We start from the raw sequence: 21,193 nt of genomic DNA, 5'->3' as shown, positions 1-21,193 counted from the left end.
GGCATGCTCACGGAGGGCTTCCAGTGCATCCAGTAACGCGCTACGTGCGGCTACCAGTAGGTCAGCGTCGCCAAGCCCGCTCATGCTTCTCCATCCAATCGAGGAGTTCTTGTCCCTCAGCAGGAGTCCGCCCAGGACCTGTTAGTAGATCGACAGCAGCTTGGCTCGGAGCCACATAAAGTAGACCGTCATCCTGCACCAGTCGATCGAATACGACGTCATATTTGCCTTGAGCGACAAGTACGTTTGCGCCGGTATCAACGGCGCGCAGCTTGAGTCTTTCAGCGGCTTGGTCTACGTCGTCTACATAAACCATCGCTAGTTTGGCGGGAGCATACGGTGCTAAGCGATGGGCCGCCAGAGAACCAGTCAAGGCGTAGCGCAACCCCTGGGCTTCCCGCAGGCTTTCCTGCAACGCCGGCAGACCTCGCAGACTCAAGTAAGAGTTGACAGTGTTGCTGCGCTGAAAACCGTAATCCTCGCTCCATCGCTCTAGGATTCGACGCCACTCGACGTCCACCATCGGGCCGCGTCCATCACGTCTAACAAGCGCTTCGCGCTCAAGGAACTCAACCACTCGGTACGTCGCACCTGTCGACGCCCCAGACAGGCGTATCAAGTCCGGAACGGTCATGGGCTCAGCGATATCGACCAAGGCACGCACAACACGGGCTGCTGGAGCCCCCTGCAAAGTTCCGCGCGGCCTGCCTGGCCCACGCCAGGGATCTCGATCAGCGCCCCTGTCACGCAGGTACAACGCTGGACGTTCAAGCAGGACGTGCATGTTCCCAGTAGCGTCAACGTAGGAAACCCTGCGTTCTTCTAGCCATGCGCGAGCGGAAGATCCGATGTATCGCGCGGCGAGCATAGGCACCGGACGATCGATGTGAGGCAGGCTGTAGGAGCGAAGTTGGTCAAGGGCCGCAGCAAGATCGCTCGTGACGACTGAGCGCTTTGCCTCAATGAAGAAGACCGCTTGCGTCCCATCAGGAGCGGTTAACTCGGCTACACCGTCGATCCGGCGGTCCACCCCATGACCAGCAAGGCGGATCGACCACCCAGGCGGCAGGCGATCCTCCACGAGTGCCACGGCGCGGCGGAGGACATCGACCTCGCGCTCCGGCGGCGCATCAAGGGAAGCTTTGCGTGAGGTTCGCACGCCTCACCCCCGTCACTTGGTTCGGGTAATTAGTTAGTTCCGTTCCGAACGGAAACATCATATATCCAGAACCCGTCAAGGTCGACCATCGCGCCGAAACCCGGCACGCTTGCCTCCTTGGCCAGGCGGAATTCAGAGACGAACGCTAGGAAGATGCGACTCAACCTGGAGAGACTCGCGGTCGAGCCCACCTCGCAGCCCCCTCTGGCCACCTCGTCCTGGCGACCCAGCTCGCATGACTGCTGTACTTCGCTGCTGTACAAGACAAAAAGGCCGTCTCCCACCACGGGAAACGGCCTTTGAACTGGGTGGAGCTGAGGGGATTTGAACCCCTGACCCCCTCGATGCGAACGAGGTGCGCTACCGGTCTGCGCCACAGCCCCTCCGCTGGCGTACCAGCGTCGATCCCGCCCGGCTTTCACCAGGCGGGCCGGCGACAAGGCTAACAGGTCACCGACCCGCCGTGCGAATCGCCCCACCGGACACGGGATCTTGCCCGTCGAGGGGACGCAGTTCTCAGGCGCTGTGCGAGCCCCGGCCCGCCTCGTAGGCCCGCCCGCGCAGGCCACCGGCGCGCCGGTAGGAGACCGAGCCGCCGTTGGCCGCCGCCGGCAGGTCCGTCGGCCGGTCCAGGCCCATCGCCGTACGCCGGACCGCCTCGCGCTGGGCGGCCAGGCGGCGCTGCGCCTCCCGGCGGGCGGCCGCGCGGCGGGCCTGCTCGCGGCGCACCTCGGCCTGCCGGGCGGCCAGCCAGGCGGCCTCCCGGGCCTGCGCCCGACGCCGGCGCCGCTCGGCGAGCGCCCGGCTGCGCAGGTGGCCGACGTAGACCAGCAGCAGCGCGCCGGTGACCGAGACGCTGATCCAGAAGCCGGGCCCGACGGCGATCACGCCGATCAGCTCGACGAAGTTGAGCAGCAGCAGCGCGGCCAGCACCCGCCGCCGGCGGTAGACCGCCGGGGTGTGCGGACGCCGCCGTGGCGGGTTCCGTCGACGGGACCGCCGGTCGCTTGGGGGGACCGCGCGCAGCCGGCTCGGCCGACGCGGGGCCGGCGGCCCGGAGACCGGCGCGGAGAGACCGCCAGTAGCCACGTCTTCACTCAGGGTGACAACGAGCGCACGCGCCGGATTGACCGGTCGGCGGCCCGGGACAGTACGGCGCCGCCGGCGGCGCTGGAGCACCCGCGCCGTCGACTGCGCCCGCTCCGCCACCAGCCGCTCGGTGGCGTCGTACCGGCGGACCAGCGCCGGAGCGAGGGCGAGCAGGCCGGCGGCGGCGAGGACGGCGAGGAGCACCGAGGTCGGCACCCTCACCCCTCCCGTCGCCGAAACTCTTCGGCGAGCGCCACTCGGCCGCAACTTCTTCCGCTGACCGTCGTTTGCGGCGCAGATCGTACGGGTGGGCAGCGCTTGCCACAGCTTGCAGTTACTTGAGGTTACGGGCCGCCGACCCGGTTGGCAGCGCGCCGCGCCGGGCGGGGCGGTCGGGAACGCGTCACGCCCCGCCAGGGCGTACCCGGTGCCAGCGGGCCAGCAGGCCGCCTTCCCCGGCGACCTCCTCGCTGGTCATCGCGTATCCGATGTGGTCACGCCAGGCGCCGTCGATGTGCATGTACCGCACGTGGTACGACTCCTCGCGGAAGCCGAGCTTCTCCACCACCCGCCGGGACGGGCCGTTCTCCGGCCGGATGTTCACCTCGACCCGGTGCAGCCCGCCCGGGCCGAACGCGTGGTCGACGGCGAGCGCCATCGCGGTCGGGATGACGCCCCGGCCGGCGACCCGGGAGTCCACCCAGTAGCCGACGTAGCCGGAGCAGAACGCGCGGCGCACGATGCTGCCCACGTTCAGGTGGCCGACCAGCCGTTCCCGCCCGCCCTCGCGCAGGCAGACCGCGAACGGCATCCCCTCGCCGGTACGCGCCGAACGCTGCTGGTCCTTGCGGACGTAGCGGAACGAGGCCGGCGAGTTCACCTCCGCCCAGCTGCCCGGCAGGTGGGACTCCCAGGGAGAGAGCCATCGCTCGTTGGCCCGGCGCACCTCCGACCAGGCCGCCGCGTCCGACCGCCGGTACGGGCGCAGCAGCACCGGCCCGTCGGCGAGCACCACCGGCCACCCCGGCGGCCGGCGCAACAGACTCACCGCGGTCCCGCCGGGCTCATCGACGGCGGTCCAGCAGGAGCACGTCCACGGTGGAACCGGCCGCCGCCGTGTTGACCCGCTCGCCGAGCACCATCAGCCCGTTCGCCTCGGCCAGCCCGGACAGGGTGAACGGCCCGCCGGGCAGCGGCTGGACCGTGTAGCCGCCGCCGCGCCGCTCGGCCACGTGGGCGGGGCGGAACTCGCGCAGCCCGACGGGCGAGGTGATGGTCTCCAGCAGGTGCGCCCGCACGCTGGGGCGGAACACCGGTTCCGCGCCGGCCAGCAGGTTGATCGCCGGCCGGGCCAGCACCTCGAAGCCGATCAGCGCCGCACCGGGATCACCGGGAAGACAGACCACCGGCACCTCCTCGGCGCCGACCGTACCGAATCCGAGGGCCGTACCGGGATAGAGGGCCACCTCGGTGAAGGTCACCGGCCCGGCGCGGGTGCCCTCCCGCCGGGACAGGATCCGCCGGACCATGTCGCCCGGCCCGGTGCCGGTGCCGCCGGTGGTGATGATCAGGTCGGCCCGCAGGGTCTGGTCCTCCAGCAGGCCGCGCAGCCCCTCCGGGTCGTCGTCGCAGATCCCCACCCGGTACGCCAGCGCGCCCACCTCGGCGGCGGCGGCGGTCAACGCGTGCGAGTTCGCGTCCACCACCTGGCCGGGTTGGCTGCCCCGGCCCACGTCGACCAGTTCGTCGCCGGTGGCCACGATGACCACCCGCGGGCTGGGCCGGACCACCACGTGGCCGATGCCGGTGGCGGCGAGGACGGCGACCAGCGCCGGCGACACGTACGTGCCGGCGCCGGCGAGCAGCGTGCCGGCGGACAACTCCTCACCGGTGCGGCGCAGGCCGTACCCCCGCTTGGGGGCGCGGAAGATCTCCACCGCGGCCATGCCCTGGTCGGTCCACTCCACCGGGACGACCACGTCGGCGCCGGCCGGCAGCGGCGCCCCGGCGGCCACCGAGAAGCACGAGCCGGGGGTGAGCCGGACCGGGCGCCAGCTCGCCGCGCCCAGGTCGCCGACCACGTTGAGCCGGATGCTGCGCCCGCCGGGCGCTCCGGAGGGGGCCGGGATGTAACCGGGCCCCCGGCTCCCCCCGGAGATGTCCTCCCAGCGGGCCGCGTACCCGTCCACCGCCGCCTGGTCGAAGGCGGGGAACGAGTGCGGCGCGACGACGTCCTCGGCGAGGACGTTGCCGTACGCCTGGGTGAGGTCGAGGTCGAGCGGAGGCAGCGCGCGTAACCTGCGCAGCACGCTGCCCAGGTAGTCGGCGAGCGGCGTCAACTCGTTCGCGGCCGCCTCGGCGTCGGCCGTCGCGGTCATGTACTGGAACCGCCCGACGCGTCGGCGTTGACGAACTCGGCGAGCCACTTGCGGAACTCGGCGCCCAGGTCCTCGCGCTCGACCGCGATCTGGACCACGGTCTGCAGGTAGCCGAGCGGCATTCCGGTGTCGTAGCGGGTGCCCCGGTAGACGATGGCGTGCACCGGCACCCCCTCGGTACGCAGGATCTCCATCGCGTCGGTCAGCTGGATCTCACCGCCGCTGCCCGGCTCGGTCCGCCGGATGGCGTCGAAGATCCGGCCGGGAAGGACGTACCGGCCGAGGACGGCGAGGTTGCTCGGCGCCTCCTCCGGGCTGGGCTTCTCCACCATCCCGGTGACCTTGACGACCTCGCCGACGTCCGCGTACTCCGGCTCGGCCGGCTCGACGGAGGCGATGCCGTAGCGGCTGGTCTCGGCCGGGTCGACCTCGAAGAAGGCCAGCACCACGCCGCCGGTGCGGGCCTGCAACTCCAGCATGGCCGGCAGCAGCGGCTCGGACTGCTTCACGAACTCGTCACCGAGCAGCACCGCGAAGGGGTGATCGCCGACGTGCGACTCGGCGTACCCGACCGCGTGGCCGAGGCCGAGCTGCTCCGGCTGCCGGCAGGTGTAGATCGCGGCCAGGTCCTCGGTCCGCTTGACGGCCGCCAGCAGCTCGGGCTTCTTCTCCAGCCGCTCCTCCAGGTCGGGGCGGCGGTCGAAGTGGTCCACCATCGACGTCTTGCCCCGGCCGGTGATCAGCAGGACGTCGTTGATCCCGGCCTGGACGGCCTCCTCGACGATGTACTGCAGGACCGGACGGTCGACCACCGGCAGCAGCTCCTTCGGCACCGCCTTGGTGGCCGGCAGGAATCGGGTGGCCAGCCCGGCGGCCGGGATGACGGCCTTGACCGCACGGGGGCGGCCGGTGGCGGCAGCCGCTGAGGGGTTCGCTGAGTGCTCCGACATGTCGCGAGACTATCGGCCACGGCTCTGCCGCGGCGGGTGAGGACCGGAAGACGCGCCGCCCGGTGACGGCGCCGGCGCCGGGCGGACGGGATCGGTCCGGGCCGGGCCGGGTTCGGCCGCACCGGCCCGGGGCAGGCCGTCCGCCGGGCTGGCCGCCCCCGCCGGTACGGCGATCTCCTCGGTCAGCGGCCGGGGCCGCGGCTCCGCCACCCGGTAGGTGTCCCGGCCGGCCGCCTTGGCGGCGTAGAGCGCGTCGTCCGCGGCGTCCAGCACCCGCTGCCCGGTGGTGGCGTGGTCCGGATAGACGGCGATGCCGATGGAGACGGTCACCCGCACCGGCACCGGCGCCCCGGACTGCCCGTCGACCGGGATCGGGCTGTCCCGGACCACCGCGCCGAGCCGCTCGGCGACGATCGCCGCCCCCCGGGCGTCGGTCTCCGGCAACAGCAGCACGAACTCCTCGCCGCCCTGCCGGAAGGCCAGGTCCACCTCGCGGATCTCGCCGCGTACCCGGCGGGCGAACTCGGCCAGCACCGTGTCGCCGGCCGCGTGCCCCCAGGTGTCGTTGACCTCCTTGAACCGGTCCAGGTCCAGGGCGAGGACGCTGAGCATCCGGCCGAACCGGCTGGCCCGCTCCACCTCGCGCCGCAGCGACTCGCGCAGGTAGCGGCGGTTCCACAGGCCGGTCAACGGGTCGGTGAGGGAGAGCCGCTGGGCCTCCTCGTGGACCCGGACGTTGTCCACCGCCACCGCCGCGTGCCCGGCGAAGGTGCGCAGGGTGCCCAGGTCGTCGTCGTCGAACTCCTCGCCGCCGAGCCGGTCGTAGAGGGCCAGCACCCCGAGCGCCGCGCCCGGGCCGCCGCCGTCCGGTGGCTCCGCGCCAACCCGGCCCACCGGGTCGGTCCCGCCGGGCGCCGCGAAGGGCACCGCGACGTACGTCTCGCAGCGCGGCTCCCCGGCGGACGCGGCAGCGGGCTCCCACCGGCCGCGCCGCGGCACTCCGGTGGCGGCCACCGCACCGAGCACCCCAGCGCCCAGCGGCACCCGCAGCGCGGCCGGTTCGGCCCGCAGCCACCGCCCGTCCAGGCCCTCGGCGCACTGCCCGACCAGCTCCCCGCCGCCGTCGAGCAGCAGTACCGCGCCGGCCCGGGCGCCGGTGGTGGCGATCGCGCTGTGCAGGATCAGCCGCAGGATCCGTTGCAGGTCGTGGGTGCTGGCCAGGGTGTCGCCGAGCACCCCCAGGTGCCCGCGCAGCTGGTCCCGGCTGCTGGTCAGCGCCGCCACGTAGGTGCCGGTCTCCCGGGCCATCCGGTTGAACGCGCCGGCCAGCCGGCCCAGCTCGTCGCGGGTGCGCACCGGCACCCGGGCGGTCAGGTCGCCGCGCGCCACCCGGTCCACCGCGCCGGCCAGCTCGACCAGCGGCCGGGTGGTCACCCGGGCCAGCCGCCCGGCCACCAGCACGGCCAGCAGGGCGGCGAGCAGCACCGCGCCGGCCAGCGCGGGCCACCGGCCGGGCGGGCGCTCGCCGGGCACCGAGAGCACCAGCGGCAGCGGCTGGTCGGGGGACGGGCCGACCCGGCGCACGTACCGGCCGTCAGTGGTCTCGACGACCCGGTCCCCGACCGTGGCCGGCGCGGCGGCGAGCACCGCGTCGCGTACGTCGGTGGGCTCGGTGGTCTGCGCGACCCGGTCGGGACCGCCGTCGAGCAGGGTGACCCCGGCCCCGGTCGCGGCCCGCAGCCGGGCCAGGAACCCGGCATCGACCGGCTGGGCGGCGGCCACCGTGCCCAACCCGACGCCGGCCCGGTCGCGCAGCTCCACCCGGGCGGCGAGCGCGGGCACCGCACCGGCGGTCGCCGGGCCGCCCGAGCAGTCCCACCAGGGGGCGGCGGGCCCGCCCGCGGTGGCGTACGTGGTCCGGCCGGTCCCGTCGGTGACCGTCACGGCGGCGGCCAGCCCGCGGCCGACCAGTTGCTCCGCCGCGGCGGACCGGCCGGCCGGGTCGGCGTGCAGGGCGACCGCGTCGGCGGCGGCCCGCAGCTGCTGGCAGAGGGCGTCCACGGAGGTCCGGGCGGCCGCCGCGGCGAGGCCCAGCCGCTCGGTGGCCCGGCTCCGGTCCAGGGCGGTCAGCGTGGACCCGATGAAGAAGGCGCCGAGCAGCACCGGGCCGAGCACCACCGCGAGGAAGGCGGCGGTCAGTCGCCCGCGTAGCGTCACGCTAACCCCCGGAAGTTCCACCCGATGCTGCGATGCTGACACAGGGCGACCGGCGGACCCACGTTGCGTCAGGAGTGTTGCGTGCCGGATTTTTCTGATGGAGCGGAACCGGCCCACGAGGCGAAGCGGCGGGCGCGGGTGGACCTGCTCGCCCACCGCCACCGGCTCGACCCGGCCGACCGGGCGGCCGCCGCCGCGCTGGTGCAGGCCGCCCTGGCCGCCCTGGTCCGCCGGCTGCGCCCGGCGCGGATGACGGCGTACGTCCCGGTCGGCTCGGAGCCCGGCGGGCCGGACCTGCCGGAGGCGCTGCGGGCGGCGCTGCCGGCGGGGGCCGAGCTGCTGCTGCCGGTGCTCCGCGACGACCTGGACCTGGACTGGGCCCGGTACACCGGGGCCGGCTCGCTGGTGGCGGCGGGCCGCGGGCTGCGCGAGCCGGCCGGCCCCCGGCTCGGCGTGGCGGCGGTCTCGACGGCGCGGCTGGTGGTGGTGCCGGCGCTGGCGGTGGACCGGCGCGGGATCCGGCTGGGCCGGGGCGGTGGCTCCTACGACCGGGCGCTGGCCCGGGTGCCGGCGGCGACGCCCACCGTGGCCCTGCTGCACGACGGCGAACTGGTCGAGCGCGTGCCCGGCGAGCCGCACGACCGCCCGGTGCGGGCGGTGATCACCCCGGCGGGCGGGCTGCGCCCGCTGGACCCCGGTCCGGTGTCGCTCCCGGCACTTCCGCTGGACGAACCCGGGTCCGATGACGCAACATTGGCACTCGAATAGTGCGAGTGCCAAGAGGCCGACCCACGATCCGGAGGAGAACGTGCCCACGTACCAGTACGCCTGCACGACGTGCGGCCATCAGCTCGAGGCGGTGCAGTCGTTCTCGGACGACCCGCTGACCGAGTGCCCGGCGTGTGAGGGGCGGCTGCGCAAGGTCTTCAACTCGGTCGGGGTGGTCTTCAAGGGCTCCGGCTTCTACCGGACCGACTCCCGCTCGTCCGGCTCGGAGAGCAAGGGCACCCCGGCCACCGGCGGCGCCAAATCGGACTCGTCCGGGGGCTCCTCGACGTCGTCCGGCTCCTCGGGCGGCGGCTCGTCGAGCCCGGCCACCGGCGGCTCCGGCTCGTCCTCCGGCGGCTCGTCCTCCGGCGGCTCGTCCTCCGGCGGCTCGTCCGGCAAGGCCCCGGCCGCCAGCACCGCCGCCTCCTGACGGCGGTCCCGGGCCCGGAACCTGTTCCGCTTCGCCTGGCCGGCCCGCGCCGGCGGTCAGGCGAAGTCCTCCGGGGTGAATTCCCGAGGCTCGACCAGCACCAGCCAGTTGCCCGAATTGTCCCGGGGCCCGGTTCATCGCCGAGACCATCTCCGGCGAGTACGGCGGACCGGGCCGGTCCAGATCCCGTCGCACCCGGCGACGCATAGCAGATCATCGGGCAGCGCGGGCGTTGTCCACAGCCGCCCCGGTTGTCCACAGGCCGGCGCCGGTGGCCCGCCGCGCTGACCGCTCCACCCCTAGCGTGCCACCCGGGGCTGCGACGGTCCCGGGGGCGACGCGGGGCGAACGGGGGCGGCATGGGTGGCGGTGCGGATTCGCTGCGGCCGGTACGCCGGCCACGGCTGCCCCGGGGCGGCACCCTGTTGCGGATCACGCTGGTGGCCGCCCTGCTCGGGCTGGCGGCGGCGGTCCTGCGGACACCGGCCGGCTGCCCGACCGCTCCCGCCAGGCCCGGGGCGCGGCCGGTGGCTCCCGCCACCACCGCCGGCGGGCCGGCCGCCGTACCGCAGCCGTCCCCCGGCGGCGCGCTGCCGCTGCCGCCCGGCGCGGTGGGCGTACCGGTCCGGTTGGCCGAGCCGGCCGCGCTGGCGGTGCTCCGGCCGGGCGCCCGGGTGGATCTGCTGGTGGTGCCGGCGGGCGGGCGGACCGCCGAGGCGGTGCTGGTCGCCGCCGACGCCCGGGTGCTCGACGTGGTCGGGGCGGGCGCGGCGGACGGCTCCTCGGCGCTCTATCTCGCGCTCACCCCGGAGCAGGCGCGGCGCGCCGTCGGCCAGCCGGAGGGCAGCCGCTTCGCCGTGGTGGTACGCGGCTGACCGGCTCAGCCCCAGTGCGGCGGGCGCTCGGCCAGCAGCCACTCGTCGCTGCCGCCGCCGTGCTCGCCCCAGCCCCGGTCGGTGTCGTCGGCCGTCTGCTCGGGCAGCACCACGAAGTCGTCGCCGAGGTCGACGGCGCGGTCGTCGTCGCCGCGGGCGACCGCAGGATAATCGTCGCCGGGTGCCTGAGTGCCGGGGTCCTCGCTGCTCACGAAGGGCAAGACTAGCCGAGGTCCGGGTGCCGGCGCGGATCCGTCCGGCGGCGGGCCGGCACCGCCCGGCGGCGCGGATCCGGGCGGCCCGGGTCGCGCGTTGGTAGCGTCGGACGGCGTGACGACCCCCAGCGGCGCCAGCCCCGACGACGACTACTGGCGGCGGCCGGACCCGACCGCCACCGGCACCCCCGGCGCGGCGACCGGCGGGCCGCCGGGCCCCGGCACCGGGCCGGGCGGGTACGCCGGGCCGCCGGCGACCACCCCGCCCCCACCGGGCTGGCGACCGCCGGTGCACGTGCAGGGCACCCCGCCCCGGCGGCTGCCACCCCAGGACATGGCGGCGCTCGACGCCGACGAGCAGCAGGCCCAGCGGGTCACCTGGGTGCTGGGCGCGGTGGCCGGCGTGGTGCTGCTCGGGCTGCTCTGCCTGCTCTGCTCCCGGGCCTTCCTGCGCGGCTGACTCCGCCCGGCCCGATCCGACGGAGCGGCTACTCCGGGCGGCCCGGGCGCCGGACGAACGCCGTCTACAGCGTGTTGCCCCAGACCGACTGGGCGCCGGAGTCCCCGGTCCAGTAGACGTAGAGCAGCGACAGGGCCGCCAGCACGATCACCACCACGGTCAGCGCCGGCACGGCGAACCCGGGCAGCCGGGGCACCCGGGGGTGGCCGCTGGTCAGCACCAGCAGCACCAGCGCGGCGATGGCCAACCCGACGACGAACCAGAGCAGGTTCTCGCCGTACTCGGCATGCTCGTGGATCTTTTGGAGGGCGTCGGCCGGGTAGCCGCGTTCCGCCAGCGCCTCCTCGAAGGCCTCGCCGGACTCGGTGGCCACGAAGGCGAAGATCGGGGTCACCACCGCAAGCGCGGCCACCGCCCAGCCGAGCCGCGACCGCCAGCGGGGCAACACCCCGTACGCCACCGACAGCAGCGCCAGCAGCGGCACCAGCACCACCACGGCGTGCACGATCAGCACGTGGCCGGGCAGACCGGCAATCTCCCTGAACACCGACACCTCCGATGGTCGACGTGGGCTGGCGCGAAGAGCAGAGTACGACGGATGGGTCCCGTCGATCGATTACACGCCCGGGCGCCCGGATCGGTTCAGCCGGTCTTCGGCCGCTGTGGCCGTCGCCACCCCCGACCCCGGGTCGGTTGTCGCCCCGTCGGCCGCGTGCTGTCATTGCCGCGTGACCAGCGGCGAGGAACTGCTCCGGTCGAGGGGCCTGCGGGTCACCCGGCCGCGCCTCGCCGTACTCGACGTGCTGGCCGGTGGCGGGCACCTGGAGGTCGACGAGATCAGCCGGCGGGTGCGCGAACGCCTCGACTCGGTCTCCACCCAGGCCGTCTACGACGTGCTCGGCGCCCTCTCCCGGGCCGGCCTGTCCCGCCGCATCGAGCCGGCCGGGAGCCCCGCCCGGTACGAGGCCCGCGCCGGCGACAACCACCACCACGTGGTGTGCCGGGGCTGCGGCGAGATCGCCGACGTCGACTGCGCGGTCGGCAGCGCGCCCTGCCTCGACCCGGCCGGCGCGGGCGGCTTCGAGGTCGACGAGGCGGAGGTGACCTTCTGGGGCCTCTGCCCCGCCTGCCGGGCCCGCCGCTCCACCGACCGCTGACCCTCGCGGCATCCGGCGCGCCGGCCGGGCGTGGCACGCTTGGTCGGTGGACTCCGATGACCTCGGCCTGTTCGGTCCCGGATCGGTCACGTGGAAGCTGCACGAGGAACCGATCCTGATCGTCGCCGGCCTCCGCTCGCTCTACCTCCAGGCGTTGCATCCCCGGGCGATGGCCGGGGTGGCGCAGAACAGCAACTACCGGCGGGACGCGTGGGGCCGGCTGGTCCGCACCGCCGAGTACGTGGGCACCACCGTGTACGGCACCACCGCCGAGGTCGAGGCGGCCGGCCGCCGGCTGCGCGCGCTGCACGCCCGGCTGCGGGCCACCGACCCGGTCACCGGCGAGGTGTTCCGGATCGACGAGCCGGACCTGCTGCGCTGGGTGCACGTCACCGAGGTCGAGTCGTTCCTCAGCACGGCCCGCCGGGCCGGGGTGCCGCTGACCGGCGCCGAGGTGGACCGCTACTACACCGAGCAGCGGCGCTCGGCCGCCCTGGTCGGCCTGGACCCGGGCGACGTGCCGGGCACCGCCGCCGAGGTCGCCGACTACTACCGCCGGGTCCGTCCCGAGCTGCGGATGACGAAGGAGGCGGCCGAGACCGCGCTCTTCCTGACCGCGCCGCCGATTCCGTGGAAGGTCAGCCTGCCGGTGAAGCTCGGCCTGCACCTGGGGCCGCCCCGGTGGGCGTATCTCGGGATCGCCGGCACCGCCCTGGCGCTGCTGCCGGCCTGGGCCCGCCGGATGTACGGCGGCCTCGGGCTGCCGACCACCGCGCTCTCGGCGGACCTCAGCGTCCGCGCGCTCCGGCTCGCCCTGGCCGCCCTGCCCCGCCGCTATCGGGAGGGCCCCCTCCAGCAGGCCGCCAAGGCCCGGGCGGCCCGCCTGTCCGCCGCGGCCTGACCGAGCCTGGGGGGCCGGTCAGGTCGAGGCGGCGATGGCCGACCAGGGATCCTTGCCGGGGGTCTGGGCGCCGGTGGGGCAGGTGCGGCGGTAGTCGCACCAGCCGCAGCGCGGCCCCGGGGCGGTCGGGAAGGAATCGTCGGGGTCGCCGCCCTCGGCGACCGCCCGCTCGGCGGCCATGATGTCCCGCGCGGTCGCCTCGGCCCGGTCGAGCTGCCGGGCCAGCGAGTCGGCGGTGTGCTCGTGCCCGGCGACCGTGCCGGTGGGCAGGTGGTGCAGCTCGACCCGTCGGCAGGGCCGGCGGAAGGTCCGCTCGGCCGCGTACGCGTAAAGCGCCAGCGCCTGCGAGCCCCGGGCGTCGTCGGCGTCCAGCCCGGTGCGGCCGGTCTTGTAGTCGACGATCACCAGCTCCGGCCCGTCGGGGCCGGGGCGGGAGTCGATCCGGTCGGCGCGGCCGTTGAAGGCCAGCACCCCGGTCTTGACGGCGACCACCCGCTCGACGCCGAGCGGATCCTCGGCCGGGTCGAGGGTCGCCACGTAGGACTCCAGCCAGCCCAACGCCCGCCGGTACGCCGCCCGCTCCTGCTCGTCGTCGCGGTAGCCCTCGCGCACCCAGGTGCCCTTGAGCAGGGTCGGCAGCGCCTCGGGGCGGCGCCGGTCGGCGGGCAGCGCGTACCAGTTCTTGAGGGCGGTGTGCACGCTCGCGCCGAGCGAGTTGTGCGCCCACGGCGGCCCCTTGGGCGGGGCGGGCCGGTCGACGTAGGAGTAGCGGTAGCGGCGGGGGCAGTCCTCGTAGGCGCCGAGCTTGCTGGGGGTGCAGACGAACAGCCGCTCCGGCATGCCCTCGAAGCCGAGCTGCTCGGGCTGCTCGGCCCGGGGCCGGGGAGCCCGGCTGCGGTCCTGAGGCCGGGAAGCCCGGCCGCTGGTGGTGGGTCGCCCGGAAGGGGAGGATCCTCGCACACCGCCGATCCTGCCATCCCGGTCCGACAGCGACCGGCCGGGGCGTCAGGCCATGTTGATGTACTGGGTCACGAAGGCGGCCACCGCGTCCGCGATGAGCTGCACCGCGATCGCGGCCAGCAGCAGGCCGGCGATCCTGGTCAGCACCTCGATGCCGCCGGGCCGGAGGACCTTCACGATGCCACCGGAGAAGCGCAGCACGACCCAGACCGCGACCATCACCGCGACGATGGCGGTGGCGATCGCCGAATAGTCGCCGAGCCCCTCGGCCTGCTGCACGAAGAGCATGGTCGCCACGATCGCACCCGGGCCGGCCAGCAGCGGCGTGCCGAGCGGCACCAGCGCGATGTTCGACGTCACCTGCTGGCTCGGGTCGTCCGCCTTGCCGGTCAGCAGTTCCAGCGCGACCAGCACCAGCAGCAGGCCACCGGCGGCCTGCAGCGCGGGCAGGTCGACGTGCAGATAGGCCAGCAGGGTCTGGCCGGCCACCGCGAAGATCACGATCACGCCGAGCGCGAGCGCGACGGCCTGCCAGGCGGCCCGGTTCCGGTCTCGCGCGGCCAGCGGCCCGGTCAGCGCGAGGAAGATGGGCATCATGCCCGGCGGGTCGACGATGACCAGCAGGGTCACGAAGACCTCGCCGAAGAGCTTGACATCCACTCGGACACGGTAGCGGCGTGGGTGCCGGTGGATCAGGTCGAGATGACCGGCGTCACCCCGCGGGCCTCGGCGATGATCCGTTCGTACGCCTCCTCCGCGGTGGTCTGCGCGCCCAGCCGGACCGTCTTGTGGCTGCCGTGGAAGTCCGACGAGCCGGTCACCAGCAGGCCCAGCTCGGCGGCGAGCCCGCGCACGTGCGCCCGCTCGGCCGGGGAGTGGTCCTCGTGGTCGGCCTCCAGACCGGCCAGCCCGGCGGCGGCCAGCTCGGCGATCAGCTCGTCGGGCACGATCCGGCCGCGCCGGGTGGCCCGCGGGTGGGCGAAGACCGGCACCCCGCCGGCGGCCCGGACCAGCGCCACCGCCCGGAACACGTCGATGTCGTCCTTGGGCAGCCGGTACCGCTCGCCCAGCCAGTCCGGCCCGAACGCCTCGGCGGTGGTGGCGACCAGCCCGGCCCGGATCAGCGCCGCGGCGATGTGCGGGCGGCCCACCGTCCCGCCGCCCGCCCCGGCCAGGATCTCCGGCCAGCTCACCTCGATCCCGTCGGCCTGAAGCAGCCGGACGATCCGCTCCCCGCGCTCCCGCCGGGCCTGCCGGACCCGGGCCAGCTCGGCGACGAGTTCCGGCTCCGCCGGGTCGAACAGGTATGCCAGCAGGTGCAGCGGCACCGCCGGTTCCGTCCCGTGCCACCGGCAGGACAGCTCCGCGCCGCGGACCAGGGCCAGGCCGGGCGGCAGGGCCCGGACCGCGGCGTCCCACCCGGCGGTGGTGTCGTGGTCGGTGAGCGCCACGACGTCCAGCCCGGCGTCGGCGGCGGCCCGGACCAGCTCGGCCGGGGTGAGGGTGCCGTCGCTGGCGGTCGAGTGGGTGTGCAGGTCAATCCGCGAGGTCATCGGCCGACGCTACCGGGCGGTCAGCCGACCTCGCCGGGCACCACCACCGGGCGGTCGGCCGGCGCCACGGCGGCCACGTCACCGGTGGCCCGCTCGCCGGCGAGCACCCGGTCGACCTGGAACCGTTTCAGCGCGCCCTCGCCGGCGACGTACACCGCGGCCTGCGGCGACGCCCAGGCGACGTCGCCGGTGAGCTCGGGGCCGGCGGGCCGGGCGACGGCCCGGCCGAGGGCGGCCAGGTCCACCAGGTACGCCCCGGTGGCGCCGTCCTTCTCGCCGTTCACCAGCAGCCAACGACCGTCGGGCGACACCCCGCCCCGCCCGTCGGCGCGCAGCGTCAGCTCGCAGTCGGTGCGGACCGGGGCCAGGTCACGGCTCGGGTCGAGCAGCGCCAGGCAGGCCCGGTCACCCTGGTCGGGGACGATCTGGCCGACCACCCGCCCGTCCGGCAGCACCCCGTAGACGGCGGTGGTGCGCCGGTCCGGGCCGGCCGTCAGTGGACCGGCGGCCGGGCGCCACACCGTGAGGCCCGGTTCGAGTTCGTCCCGCTTCACCAGGACGGCGTTGCCGACGAAGGCGGCGGGCGCCGCGCGGACCGGCGCGGCGACCCGGGTCGCGGCCACCAGCTGGTTACCGACCAGCATGGCGGTGGCCAGCTGGTGCCCCTCCCGCCAGGCGACGTGACGCCCGTCGGGCGCGAAGACGATCGACTCGGCGCCCGCCAGCAGCACCTGCGGGGGCGTGTCCCGGCGCACCAGCCACAGCGTCCGCCCGGCCACCGTCCGGGCGCCCGCCACCAGCCAACTGTCGGTGCCGGCGACGCGCTGCGCCCGGTCGACCGGCCCGAGGCCGGCCAGGTCCACCCGCCAGCCGCCGCGCGCGTGCAGGCTGCCCGCGATGATCAGGTCGACCTCGGCGCGGACGGTGCCGCCGGCCGCCGCCGAGCGGGGGGCGGCCGGGGTCGGTGCGGCGGTGACATCCGGGTCGGCCAGCACCACGACCGGGGCGGCCGGCCCGCCGGCCAACCCGCTGAACTGGCCCAGCCCCACCGAGCCCAGGACGGTGGCGACCGCGGCCAGCGCGGCACCGGCGAAGGTGCGCCGACGCCGCCCCCGGTTGGCGCGGCGGATGGCCAGACCGGCGTGGTCGGCGACGCCGGGCGTCCGCCGCTCACCCGCCTGCCGGGAGAGCATCTCCCGCAGCGCCCGCTCCAGCTCGTCCTGTCCCACGGCTGTAGAACGCTCCGGTGGGGCCGTCCGGTTGTCGGTGTCGGGGCGGCCGGCGTTCACGAGGTCTCCCGGGCCGCGCCGACGGTGGAGGCGGTCGCCGTCCCGCCGGCCAGGGCCGCGCTCCGGGCCGGGCCCGTCGGGGCCGGCGGCACGCTGGGCAGCGGCGCGGCGAGCGGCGCCGGGGCGGGGCGCCGCGCCGGGCGGGCCGCGGTCGGCGCCGGCCGTTCGGGCGTACGGGGGGCGGGCCGGGCCGGTGCCGCCGACTCCCGCTCGGCCAGCTCCGCCGCCTCGGTCTCGCCGAGCCGGCGGCGCAACGTGGCGAGGGCCCGGGAGGTCTGGCTCTTGACGGTGCCCGTGGAGATCTCCAGCAGGGCGGCGGTCTGCGCCTCCGACATGTCCTCGTAGAAGCGGAGCACCAGCACGGCCCGCTGCCGGGCCGGCAGGGCGGTCAGGTGTCGCCAGAGGACGTCCCGGTCGAGCTGCTGCTCGATCTCGTCGGCGCCGGCCCGCTCGGGCAGCACGTCGGTCGGGCGCTCGCCGTGCCAGCGCCGCCGCCACCAGCTGGTCGACGTGTTGACCAGGACCCGCCGGGCGTACGGCTCGATGGCCTCGATCCCACCGAGCCGCTTCCAGGCCAGGTAGGTCTTGGTCAGCGCCGTCTGCAACAGGTCCTCGGCGGTCGCCCAGTCACCGGCAAGCAGGTAGGCGGTCCGCAGGAGGGCCGGTGAGCGCGCCGCGACGAACTCGCGGAACTCCTCCTCCAACGGGTCCCTCGCCGCCACCGATCACCTCCTCGCCCCCGTTCCTGGAGGAAGGCTGCCACGGCCGGGCGGCCCGGGTCGAGGGCAAAAGGTGTGGAACTCCTCCGATCATCGGTCGGAAAGTTTCACGCCCCGTCGTCGGCCTTGGCCTCGTCCGCTTCCTTGCCCAGCCGCGCCTCGACGGCCTGCGGCTCGTACATCTCCTCGACCACGCGCAGGTAGAGCTCGTTGGGGTTGGGCAGGTTCTTGACCTCGCGCAGCGCCTGCTCCTGACCAGCGGACTCCAGCACGAAGGTGCCGTAGTTGAGCGCCCGGCCGGTCGGGGTCTGCTCGTACTTCATGTCGGTGACCCGGACCAGCGGCATCATCGCGACCCGGCGGGTGACGATGCCGTTGACCACCATCACCCGCTTGTTGGTCAGGATGAACCGGTCGTACCACCAGTCGGCGACCCGCCAGGCCACCCAGCCCATCACCGCGAACCAGAGCAGCACCGCGACCGTGGTGAGCGCCCCGACGTCCTGCCCGGCCAGGAAGCCGGAGAGGTAGCCCAGGACGAAGGTGGCGCCGATGCCGATCAGGATCGGCGTGGTGAGGTGGATCCAGTGCCGCTTCCACTCGCCCCGGTAGCGCTCGGTGGGGAAGAGGTAGCGGGCGACCAGGGAGCTGGGCTCGTCCTCCAGGGGCAGCACCCGGCGGGGGCCGAGCGGCATGCCGGAGGCGTCCACCCGCAGGCCGGCCAACTCCTCCTCGGAGATGACCGGCGGCTCGTCCGGGTCGCGGGCCCAGGTGCGGCCCTCGCCCGCGTAGCCCGGCCCCGGCCCGTAGCCGACGTCGTCGGAGAAGGAGGCGCCGTCGGACAGCCCGGCTCCCGACCCGTAGCCCGGCCCGTCGTCCGGGCGGTGCCGCGGGATCGGCTCCGTGTCGCGCTCCCGGCGCTCCCGATCGGGGTCGTCGGGATCGAAGGGTGGTCCGGAGGGGCTTCCCATCGGCGGCTAGGCCACGAGGCTGGTGAAGAAGTCGCCGAAGCCCTGGGCGATGTCCATGATGCCACCCCCGAGGGACTTGAACACGTCCGCCGCGGAGTTGGGCCGATAGGCGACGAAGAAGATCAAGAATGCGATTCCGGCCCAGGTGAGGACCTTCTTGACCATGGCGGGCCATCCTCTCGCGCGGCGCCGGGTCCGTTTACCGCAGCGGCACCCAGAGTATCAGCATCGTGTCTTACAGTGAATATCTGCGCACCGGCTCCGACGCACTCGGGTCGGCCGTCAGGCCGCACCGTGCAGGTACGGAGATGGTGCGCCGTACACGAGCTCGGGTGGAGTCCACTCGGCAAGGTCGTGCAGCATGACCTCTTCCGCGAGGAGGTGACCCGCGCTCGCCGGCCAGGCTATCGCATGCAGCCACATTCCCCGAGCCTCGCCGGCGTACGCGCTTCGATTCGTCGAGGAATTCACCAGCCACAGTGGAGTGGGGTGCCCGGCGACCCGGATCTTCGCGTGGGCCACCCGTTCCGGGTGGCCCCGCCCGGGCTCGGCCAACGCCTCCGCCAGCTCCGGACCGGGATCCGGGCCGGCCGTCCCGGCGAACCGGCTGCCCAGCCCCACGCCCGGCTCCTCGGCGACGAAGACCAGGTCGGCCGGCCCGCCGCCGAGCGGAGCCGGGCCGGCGCAGGCCACCGCCGTGGCCCGCACCCCGCCGCCCTCGTCCCCCGCCCAGGCCACCCCGGTCATGGTCCAGCCCGGAGGCAACGGCCACGGGCACCACAGCGGCGGCCGCGGCCCTTCCGGCTCGTCGGCGCCGGTGATCCGCTCGACCACGCTCGCCACGATGTCCGGGTTGATGTGCTCGGGGACGTGCAGCGGGGGGACCGGCCCGCACCGGGCACAGCGCGAGCCGCTGTGCATCAGGTCCGGCGCCCGCACCGCGCCACCGCACCTGGGACAACTCACCGCGACAGTCACCACTCCACGGTCACCCCGGGCCGCCCGCCCGTCAAGCGGAGCGGCTCCACGACACCCGGCCCGGCGACTCAGTCCGGCGGCGGTCCGGCGTACGCGCGGACCCAGGCGTGCATGGCGATGCCGCTGGCCACCCCGGCGTTGATGGACCGGGTCGAGCCGTACTGGGCGATCGAGAAGAGCTCGGCGCAGGCCGCCCGGGCCGGCTCGGACAGCCCCGGCCCCTCCTGACCGAAGAGCAGCACGCAGCGGCGCGGCAGCACGCTGCTCTCCAGCGGCTTCGAGCCGGGCAGGTTGTCGATCCCGACCATCGGCAGCCGCTCCCCCGCCGCCCAGGCGACGAACTCCTCGATCGTCGGATGATGCCGGACGTGCTGGTAGCGGTCGGTCACCATGGCCCCGCGCCGGTTCCACCGCCGCCGCCCCACGATGTGCACCTCGGCGGCGAGGAAGGCGTTGGCGTTCCGGACCACGGTGCCGATGTTGAAGTCGTGCTGCCAGTTCTCGATCGCCACGTGGAAGCCGTGCCGGCGGCGGTCCAGGTCGGCCACCACGGCCTCCCGGCGCCAGTACCGGTAGCGGTCGACCACGTTGCGCCGGTCGCCCGCCGCGAGCAGCTCCGGGTCGTACCGGGGGTCGTCGGGCGGGTCGCCGGGCCAGGGGCCCACCCCCACGTCGAACTGGTCGTCGGTCACGGTTTCCAGAGCGTACGGTCCGGCCGGCCGGCCGCGGCGCGAGGGTTGCGGGCGGCCGGGCTCAGCCCAGACCCAGCGCGTCGGCGAGCCGGTCGAGCAGGCGCTGGTCGGCGGGGACCGCCCCGGCGCCGGTGCGGCAGACGCGCCCGGCGACCGACTGCACCCACTGCCGGTAGGCGGCCGAGTCGGCCGGGTCCGCCCGGCGGCCCAGCACGCGGACCGCCGCGCGGCAGGCGGCCAGCAGGTCCACCACGTCGGCGAGGCGGTCGGCCGGCGGCTGGGTCCCGTCGTGCCGGGCATAGATGGCGGCGACCACGGCGCGGACCAGATCGCTGTCGAAGGCCCGGCCGGCGGCCACCGCGTCGAGGCCGGCGAGCCCGGCGGCGACCCCCCGCGGCGGGCGCCCGGGCCCGGGCGCCGCGGCGGCCACCAGCACCCGACCGGGCAGGCTGGTCAACAGCTCCCACTCGGCGGCGGAGTAGACGGCGGTGGTCAGCGGAGCGGCGCGGCGGCCGGCGGCGGGCGGCTCTCCGGCGCGGGAGTGGCTCATGGGAACCTCCGGCGTCAGCATATGCCCCGAAAGACGGAAAGGACCCCGTTCCCGCGACAGACACCGGGCGGGACGGGACCCTGGGCCGCGCGCGGCGACTCAGCGTGGCTGGGGGAAGCTGGGCCGCTCCGGGTCCACGCCGTCCGGGACGGCCGCCGCCGCGTACTCCCGCTTCGGCACCATGACCTTGCGCCGGAAGACGCAGACCAGCGTGCCGTCCTGGTTGTAGCCGCGGGTCTCCACCGCGACCACCCCGCGGTCGGGCTTCGACGCGGACTCGCGCTTGTCCAGCACGGTGGTCTCGCCGTAGATGGTGTCGCCGTGGAAGGTCGGCGCGACGTGGCGCAGCGACTCGATCTCCAGGTTGGCGATGGCCTTGCCGCTGACGTCGGGCACCGACATGCCGAGCAGCAGGGAGTAGATGTAGTTGCCGACCACCACGTTGCGCTTGAACTGGCTCGCCGACTCGGCGTAGTGGGCGTCCAGGTGCAGCGGGTGGTGGTTCATGGTGAGCAGGCAGAAGAGGTGGTCGTCGTACTCGGTGACGGTCTTGCCCGGCCAGTGCCGGTAGACCGCGCCGACCTCGAACTCCTCGTAGTAGCGGCCGAACTGCATCCTGGTCCCCTTCGACGGGCGGCGATGGAGTTCGGCACAGCATGCCTTACCGCTTGTTAAGGCGGCACCGGGGGCGCTGCTGGCGAGGAAAAGTCACACCGGCCGGGCGCCCGAGCGACATCCGGGGGGCATCCGGGGGGAGACGCAATGAGCGGCGGGGCCCTCCCCGGCACCCGCCGCCCACGCTCTGATGGCCAAGATTCTGCCGTACGCGATCCCGGATCCGATAGAGAGCGACGTCACAGTTACCTTTTTGTGACACTACTC

At 74.7% G+C, this 21,193-nt stretch carries 25 protein-coding genes and 1 tRNA gene; 6 read left to right on the top strand and 20 right to left on the bottom strand.

The window, feature by feature from the left end; all coding sequences use genetic code 11:
• Positions 1-61: 61 nt before the first annotated feature.
• The 7 genes from AB0H57_RS16425 to AB0H57_RS16395 form a co-directional block, all read right to left on the bottom strand.
• A complete protein-coding gene (locus AB0H57_RS16425) occupies positions 62-577 on the bottom strand; it encodes a hypothetical protein (protein WP_357507101.1) in 516 nt (171 codons plus the stop codon).
• Between the two features lie 891 nt (positions 578-1,468).
• Positions 1,469-1,542 (bottom strand) — tRNA-Ala (locus AB0H57_RS16420).
• A gap of 133 nt (positions 1,543-1,675) precedes the next feature.
• Complete coding sequence (locus AB0H57_RS16415) at positions 1,676-2,470, bottom strand: hypothetical protein (protein ID WP_357507099.1); 795 nt, start codon at positions 2,468-2,470, stop codon at positions 1,676-1,678.
• 181 nt (positions 2,471-2,651) lie between these two features.
• Positions 2,652-3,296 carry a GNAT family protein gene (locus tag AB0H57_RS16410; protein WP_357507097.1) on the bottom strand — a complete coding sequence of 215 codons (645 nt, stop codon included), beginning with the start codon at positions 3,294-3,296 and terminating at the stop codon, positions 2,652-2,654.
• A 16-nt stretch (positions 3,297-3,312) separates the two neighbouring features.
• Positions 3,313-4,626, bottom strand: coding sequence for a gephyrin-like molybdotransferase Glp (glp, locus tag AB0H57_RS16405; RefSeq protein WP_357507095.1), 1,314 nt, complete (start codon positions 4,624-4,626; stop codon positions 3,313-3,315).
• Complete coding sequence (locus AB0H57_RS16400; protein WP_357507093.1) at positions 4,623-5,576, bottom strand: UTP--glucose-1-phosphate uridylyltransferase; 954 nt, start codon at positions 5,574-5,576, stop codon at positions 4,623-4,625. The genes glp and AB0H57_RS16400 overlap by 4 nt, the downstream gene beginning before the upstream one ends.
• Before the next feature lie 9 nt (positions 5,577-5,585).
• Entirely contained in the window at positions 5,586-7,793 is a 2,208-nt protein-coding gene (locus AB0H57_RS16395) for a diguanylate cyclase (RefSeq protein WP_357507091.1), read from the bottom strand.
• Positions 7,794-7,874: 81 nt separating this feature from the next.
• Between AB0H57_RS16395 and AB0H57_RS16390 the strand changes: the two genes are divergently transcribed.
• From AB0H57_RS16390 to AB0H57_RS16380, 3 genes are all read left to right on the top strand, one after another.
• On the top strand, positions 7,875-8,561 hold the full coding sequence (locus AB0H57_RS16390; RefSeq protein ID WP_357507089.1) for a 5-formyltetrahydrofolate cyclo-ligase: 687 nt from the start codon (positions 7,875-7,877) through the stop codon (positions 8,559-8,561).
• A gap of 40 nt (positions 8,562-8,601) precedes the next feature.
• The gene (locus tag AB0H57_RS16385; RefSeq protein ID WP_357507087.1) at positions 8,602-8,991 is read left to right on the top strand and encodes an FmdB family zinc ribbon protein; all 390 of its coding nucleotides are present in this window, start codon (positions 8,602-8,604) and stop codon (positions 8,989-8,991) included.
• 359 nt (positions 8,992-9,350) lie between these two features.
• A complete protein-coding gene (locus AB0H57_RS16380) occupies positions 9,351-9,866 on the top strand; it encodes a flagellar biosynthesis protein FlgA (RefSeq protein WP_357507085.1) in 516 nt (171 codons plus the stop codon).
• Between the two features lie 5 nt (positions 9,867-9,871).
• Here AB0H57_RS16380 and AB0H57_RS16375 read toward each other — a convergent pair whose 3' ends face one another.
• Positions 9,872-10,087, bottom strand: coding sequence for a hypothetical protein (locus AB0H57_RS16375; RefSeq protein WP_357507083.1), 216 nt, complete (start codon positions 10,085-10,087; stop codon positions 9,872-9,874).
• Positions 10,088-10,196: 109 nt separating this feature from the next.
• Here AB0H57_RS16375 and AB0H57_RS16370 point away from each other — a divergent pair, with 109 nt between their 5' ends.
• Positions 10,197-10,541 (top strand): hypothetical protein, encoded by a 345-nt coding sequence (locus AB0H57_RS16370; protein ID WP_357507081.1) that lies wholly within the window; start codon positions 10,197-10,199, stop codon positions 10,539-10,541.
• A gap of 64 nt (positions 10,542-10,605) precedes the next feature.
• On the opposite strand, the gene AB0H57_RS16365 is transcribed toward AB0H57_RS16370, so the two are convergent.
• Complete coding sequence (locus AB0H57_RS16365) at positions 10,606-11,088, bottom strand: DUF2231 domain-containing protein (RefSeq protein ID WP_357507079.1); 483 nt, start codon at positions 11,086-11,088, stop codon at positions 10,606-10,608.
• 181 nt (positions 11,089-11,269) lie between these two features.
• Here AB0H57_RS16365 and AB0H57_RS16360 point away from each other — a divergent pair, with 181 nt between their 5' ends.
• Positions 11,270-11,698: a Fur family transcriptional regulator gene (locus AB0H57_RS16360; protein WP_357507077.1), complete on the top strand. Its 429-nt coding sequence runs from the start codon at positions 11,270-11,272 to the stop codon at positions 11,696-11,698.
• A gap of 46 nt (positions 11,699-11,744) precedes the next feature.
• Positions 11,745-12,599, top strand: a complete 855-nt coding sequence (locus AB0H57_RS16355) for an oxygenase MpaB family protein (RefSeq protein WP_357507074.1) — start codon at positions 11,745-11,747, stop codon at positions 12,597-12,599.
• 18 nt (positions 12,600-12,617) lie between these two features.
• On the opposite strand, the gene AB0H57_RS16350 is transcribed toward AB0H57_RS16355, so the two are convergent.
• From AB0H57_RS16350 to AB0H57_RS16300, 11 genes are all read right to left on the bottom strand, one after another.
• The gene (locus AB0H57_RS16350; protein ID WP_357507142.1) at positions 12,618-13,439 is read right to left on the bottom strand and encodes a PD-(D/E)XK nuclease family protein; all 822 of its coding nucleotides are present in this window, start codon (positions 13,437-13,439) and stop codon (positions 12,618-12,620) included.
• Positions 13,440-13,604: 165 nt separating this feature from the next.
• A complete protein-coding gene (locus tag AB0H57_RS16345; protein ID WP_357507072.1) occupies positions 13,605-14,219 on the bottom strand; it encodes a MarC family protein in 615 nt (204 codons plus the stop codon).
• 32 nt (positions 14,220-14,251) lie between these two features.
• Positions 14,252-15,112 carry a PHP domain-containing protein gene (locus AB0H57_RS16340; protein WP_357507070.1) on the bottom strand — a complete coding sequence of 287 codons (861 nt, stop codon included), beginning with the start codon at positions 15,110-15,112 and terminating at the stop codon, positions 14,252-14,254.
• Positions 15,113-15,132: 20 nt separating this feature from the next.
• Positions 15,133-16,341 carry a hypothetical protein gene (locus tag AB0H57_RS16335; protein ID WP_357507068.1) on the bottom strand — a complete coding sequence of 403 codons (1,209 nt, stop codon included), beginning with the start codon at positions 16,339-16,341 and terminating at the stop codon, positions 15,133-15,135.
• A 56-nt stretch (positions 16,342-16,397) separates the two neighbouring features.
• The gene (locus AB0H57_RS16330; RefSeq protein WP_357507066.1) at positions 16,398-17,123 is read right to left on the bottom strand and encodes a SigE family RNA polymerase sigma factor; all 726 of its coding nucleotides are present in this window, start codon (positions 17,121-17,123) and stop codon (positions 16,398-16,400) included.
• 104 nt (positions 17,124-17,227) lie between these two features.
• On the bottom strand, positions 17,228-18,091 hold the full coding sequence (locus AB0H57_RS16325; RefSeq protein WP_357507063.1) for a PH domain-containing protein: 864 nt from the start codon (positions 18,089-18,091) through the stop codon (positions 17,228-17,230).
• 6 nt (positions 18,092-18,097) lie between these two features.
• Positions 18,098-18,256 carry a hypothetical protein gene (locus tag AB0H57_RS16320; protein ID WP_007455302.1) on the bottom strand — a complete coding sequence of 53 codons (159 nt, stop codon included), beginning with the start codon at positions 18,254-18,256 and terminating at the stop codon, positions 18,098-18,100.
• A gap of 117 nt (positions 18,257-18,373) precedes the next feature.
• On the bottom strand, positions 18,374-19,057 hold the full coding sequence (locus AB0H57_RS16315) for a DUF6758 family protein (protein WP_357507140.1): 684 nt from the start codon (positions 19,055-19,057) through the stop codon (positions 18,374-18,376).
• A gap of 80 nt (positions 19,058-19,137) precedes the next feature.
• Positions 19,138-19,761 (bottom strand): RNA methyltransferase, encoded by a 624-nt coding sequence (locus tag AB0H57_RS16310; RefSeq protein WP_357507061.1) that lies wholly within the window; start codon positions 19,759-19,761, stop codon positions 19,138-19,140.
• Positions 19,762-19,822: 61 nt separating this feature from the next.
• Complete coding sequence (locus tag AB0H57_RS16305; protein WP_357507059.1) at positions 19,823-20,311, bottom strand: hypothetical protein; 489 nt, start codon at positions 20,309-20,311, stop codon at positions 19,823-19,825.
• A 99-nt stretch (positions 20,312-20,410) separates the two neighbouring features.
• Complete coding sequence (locus AB0H57_RS16300) at positions 20,411-20,926, bottom strand: MaoC family dehydratase (RefSeq protein WP_357507056.1); 516 nt, start codon at positions 20,924-20,926, stop codon at positions 20,411-20,413.
• Between the last annotated feature and the right edge of the window lie 267 nt (positions 20,927-21,193).

It is taken from the genome of Micromonospora sp. NPDC050686, assembly GCF_040654475.1.
Taxonomy (GTDB): domain Bacteria; phylum Actinomycetota; class Actinomycetes; order Mycobacteriales; family Micromonosporaceae; genus Micromonospora.
This window is presented reverse-complemented; position numbering and strand designations above follow the sequence as displayed.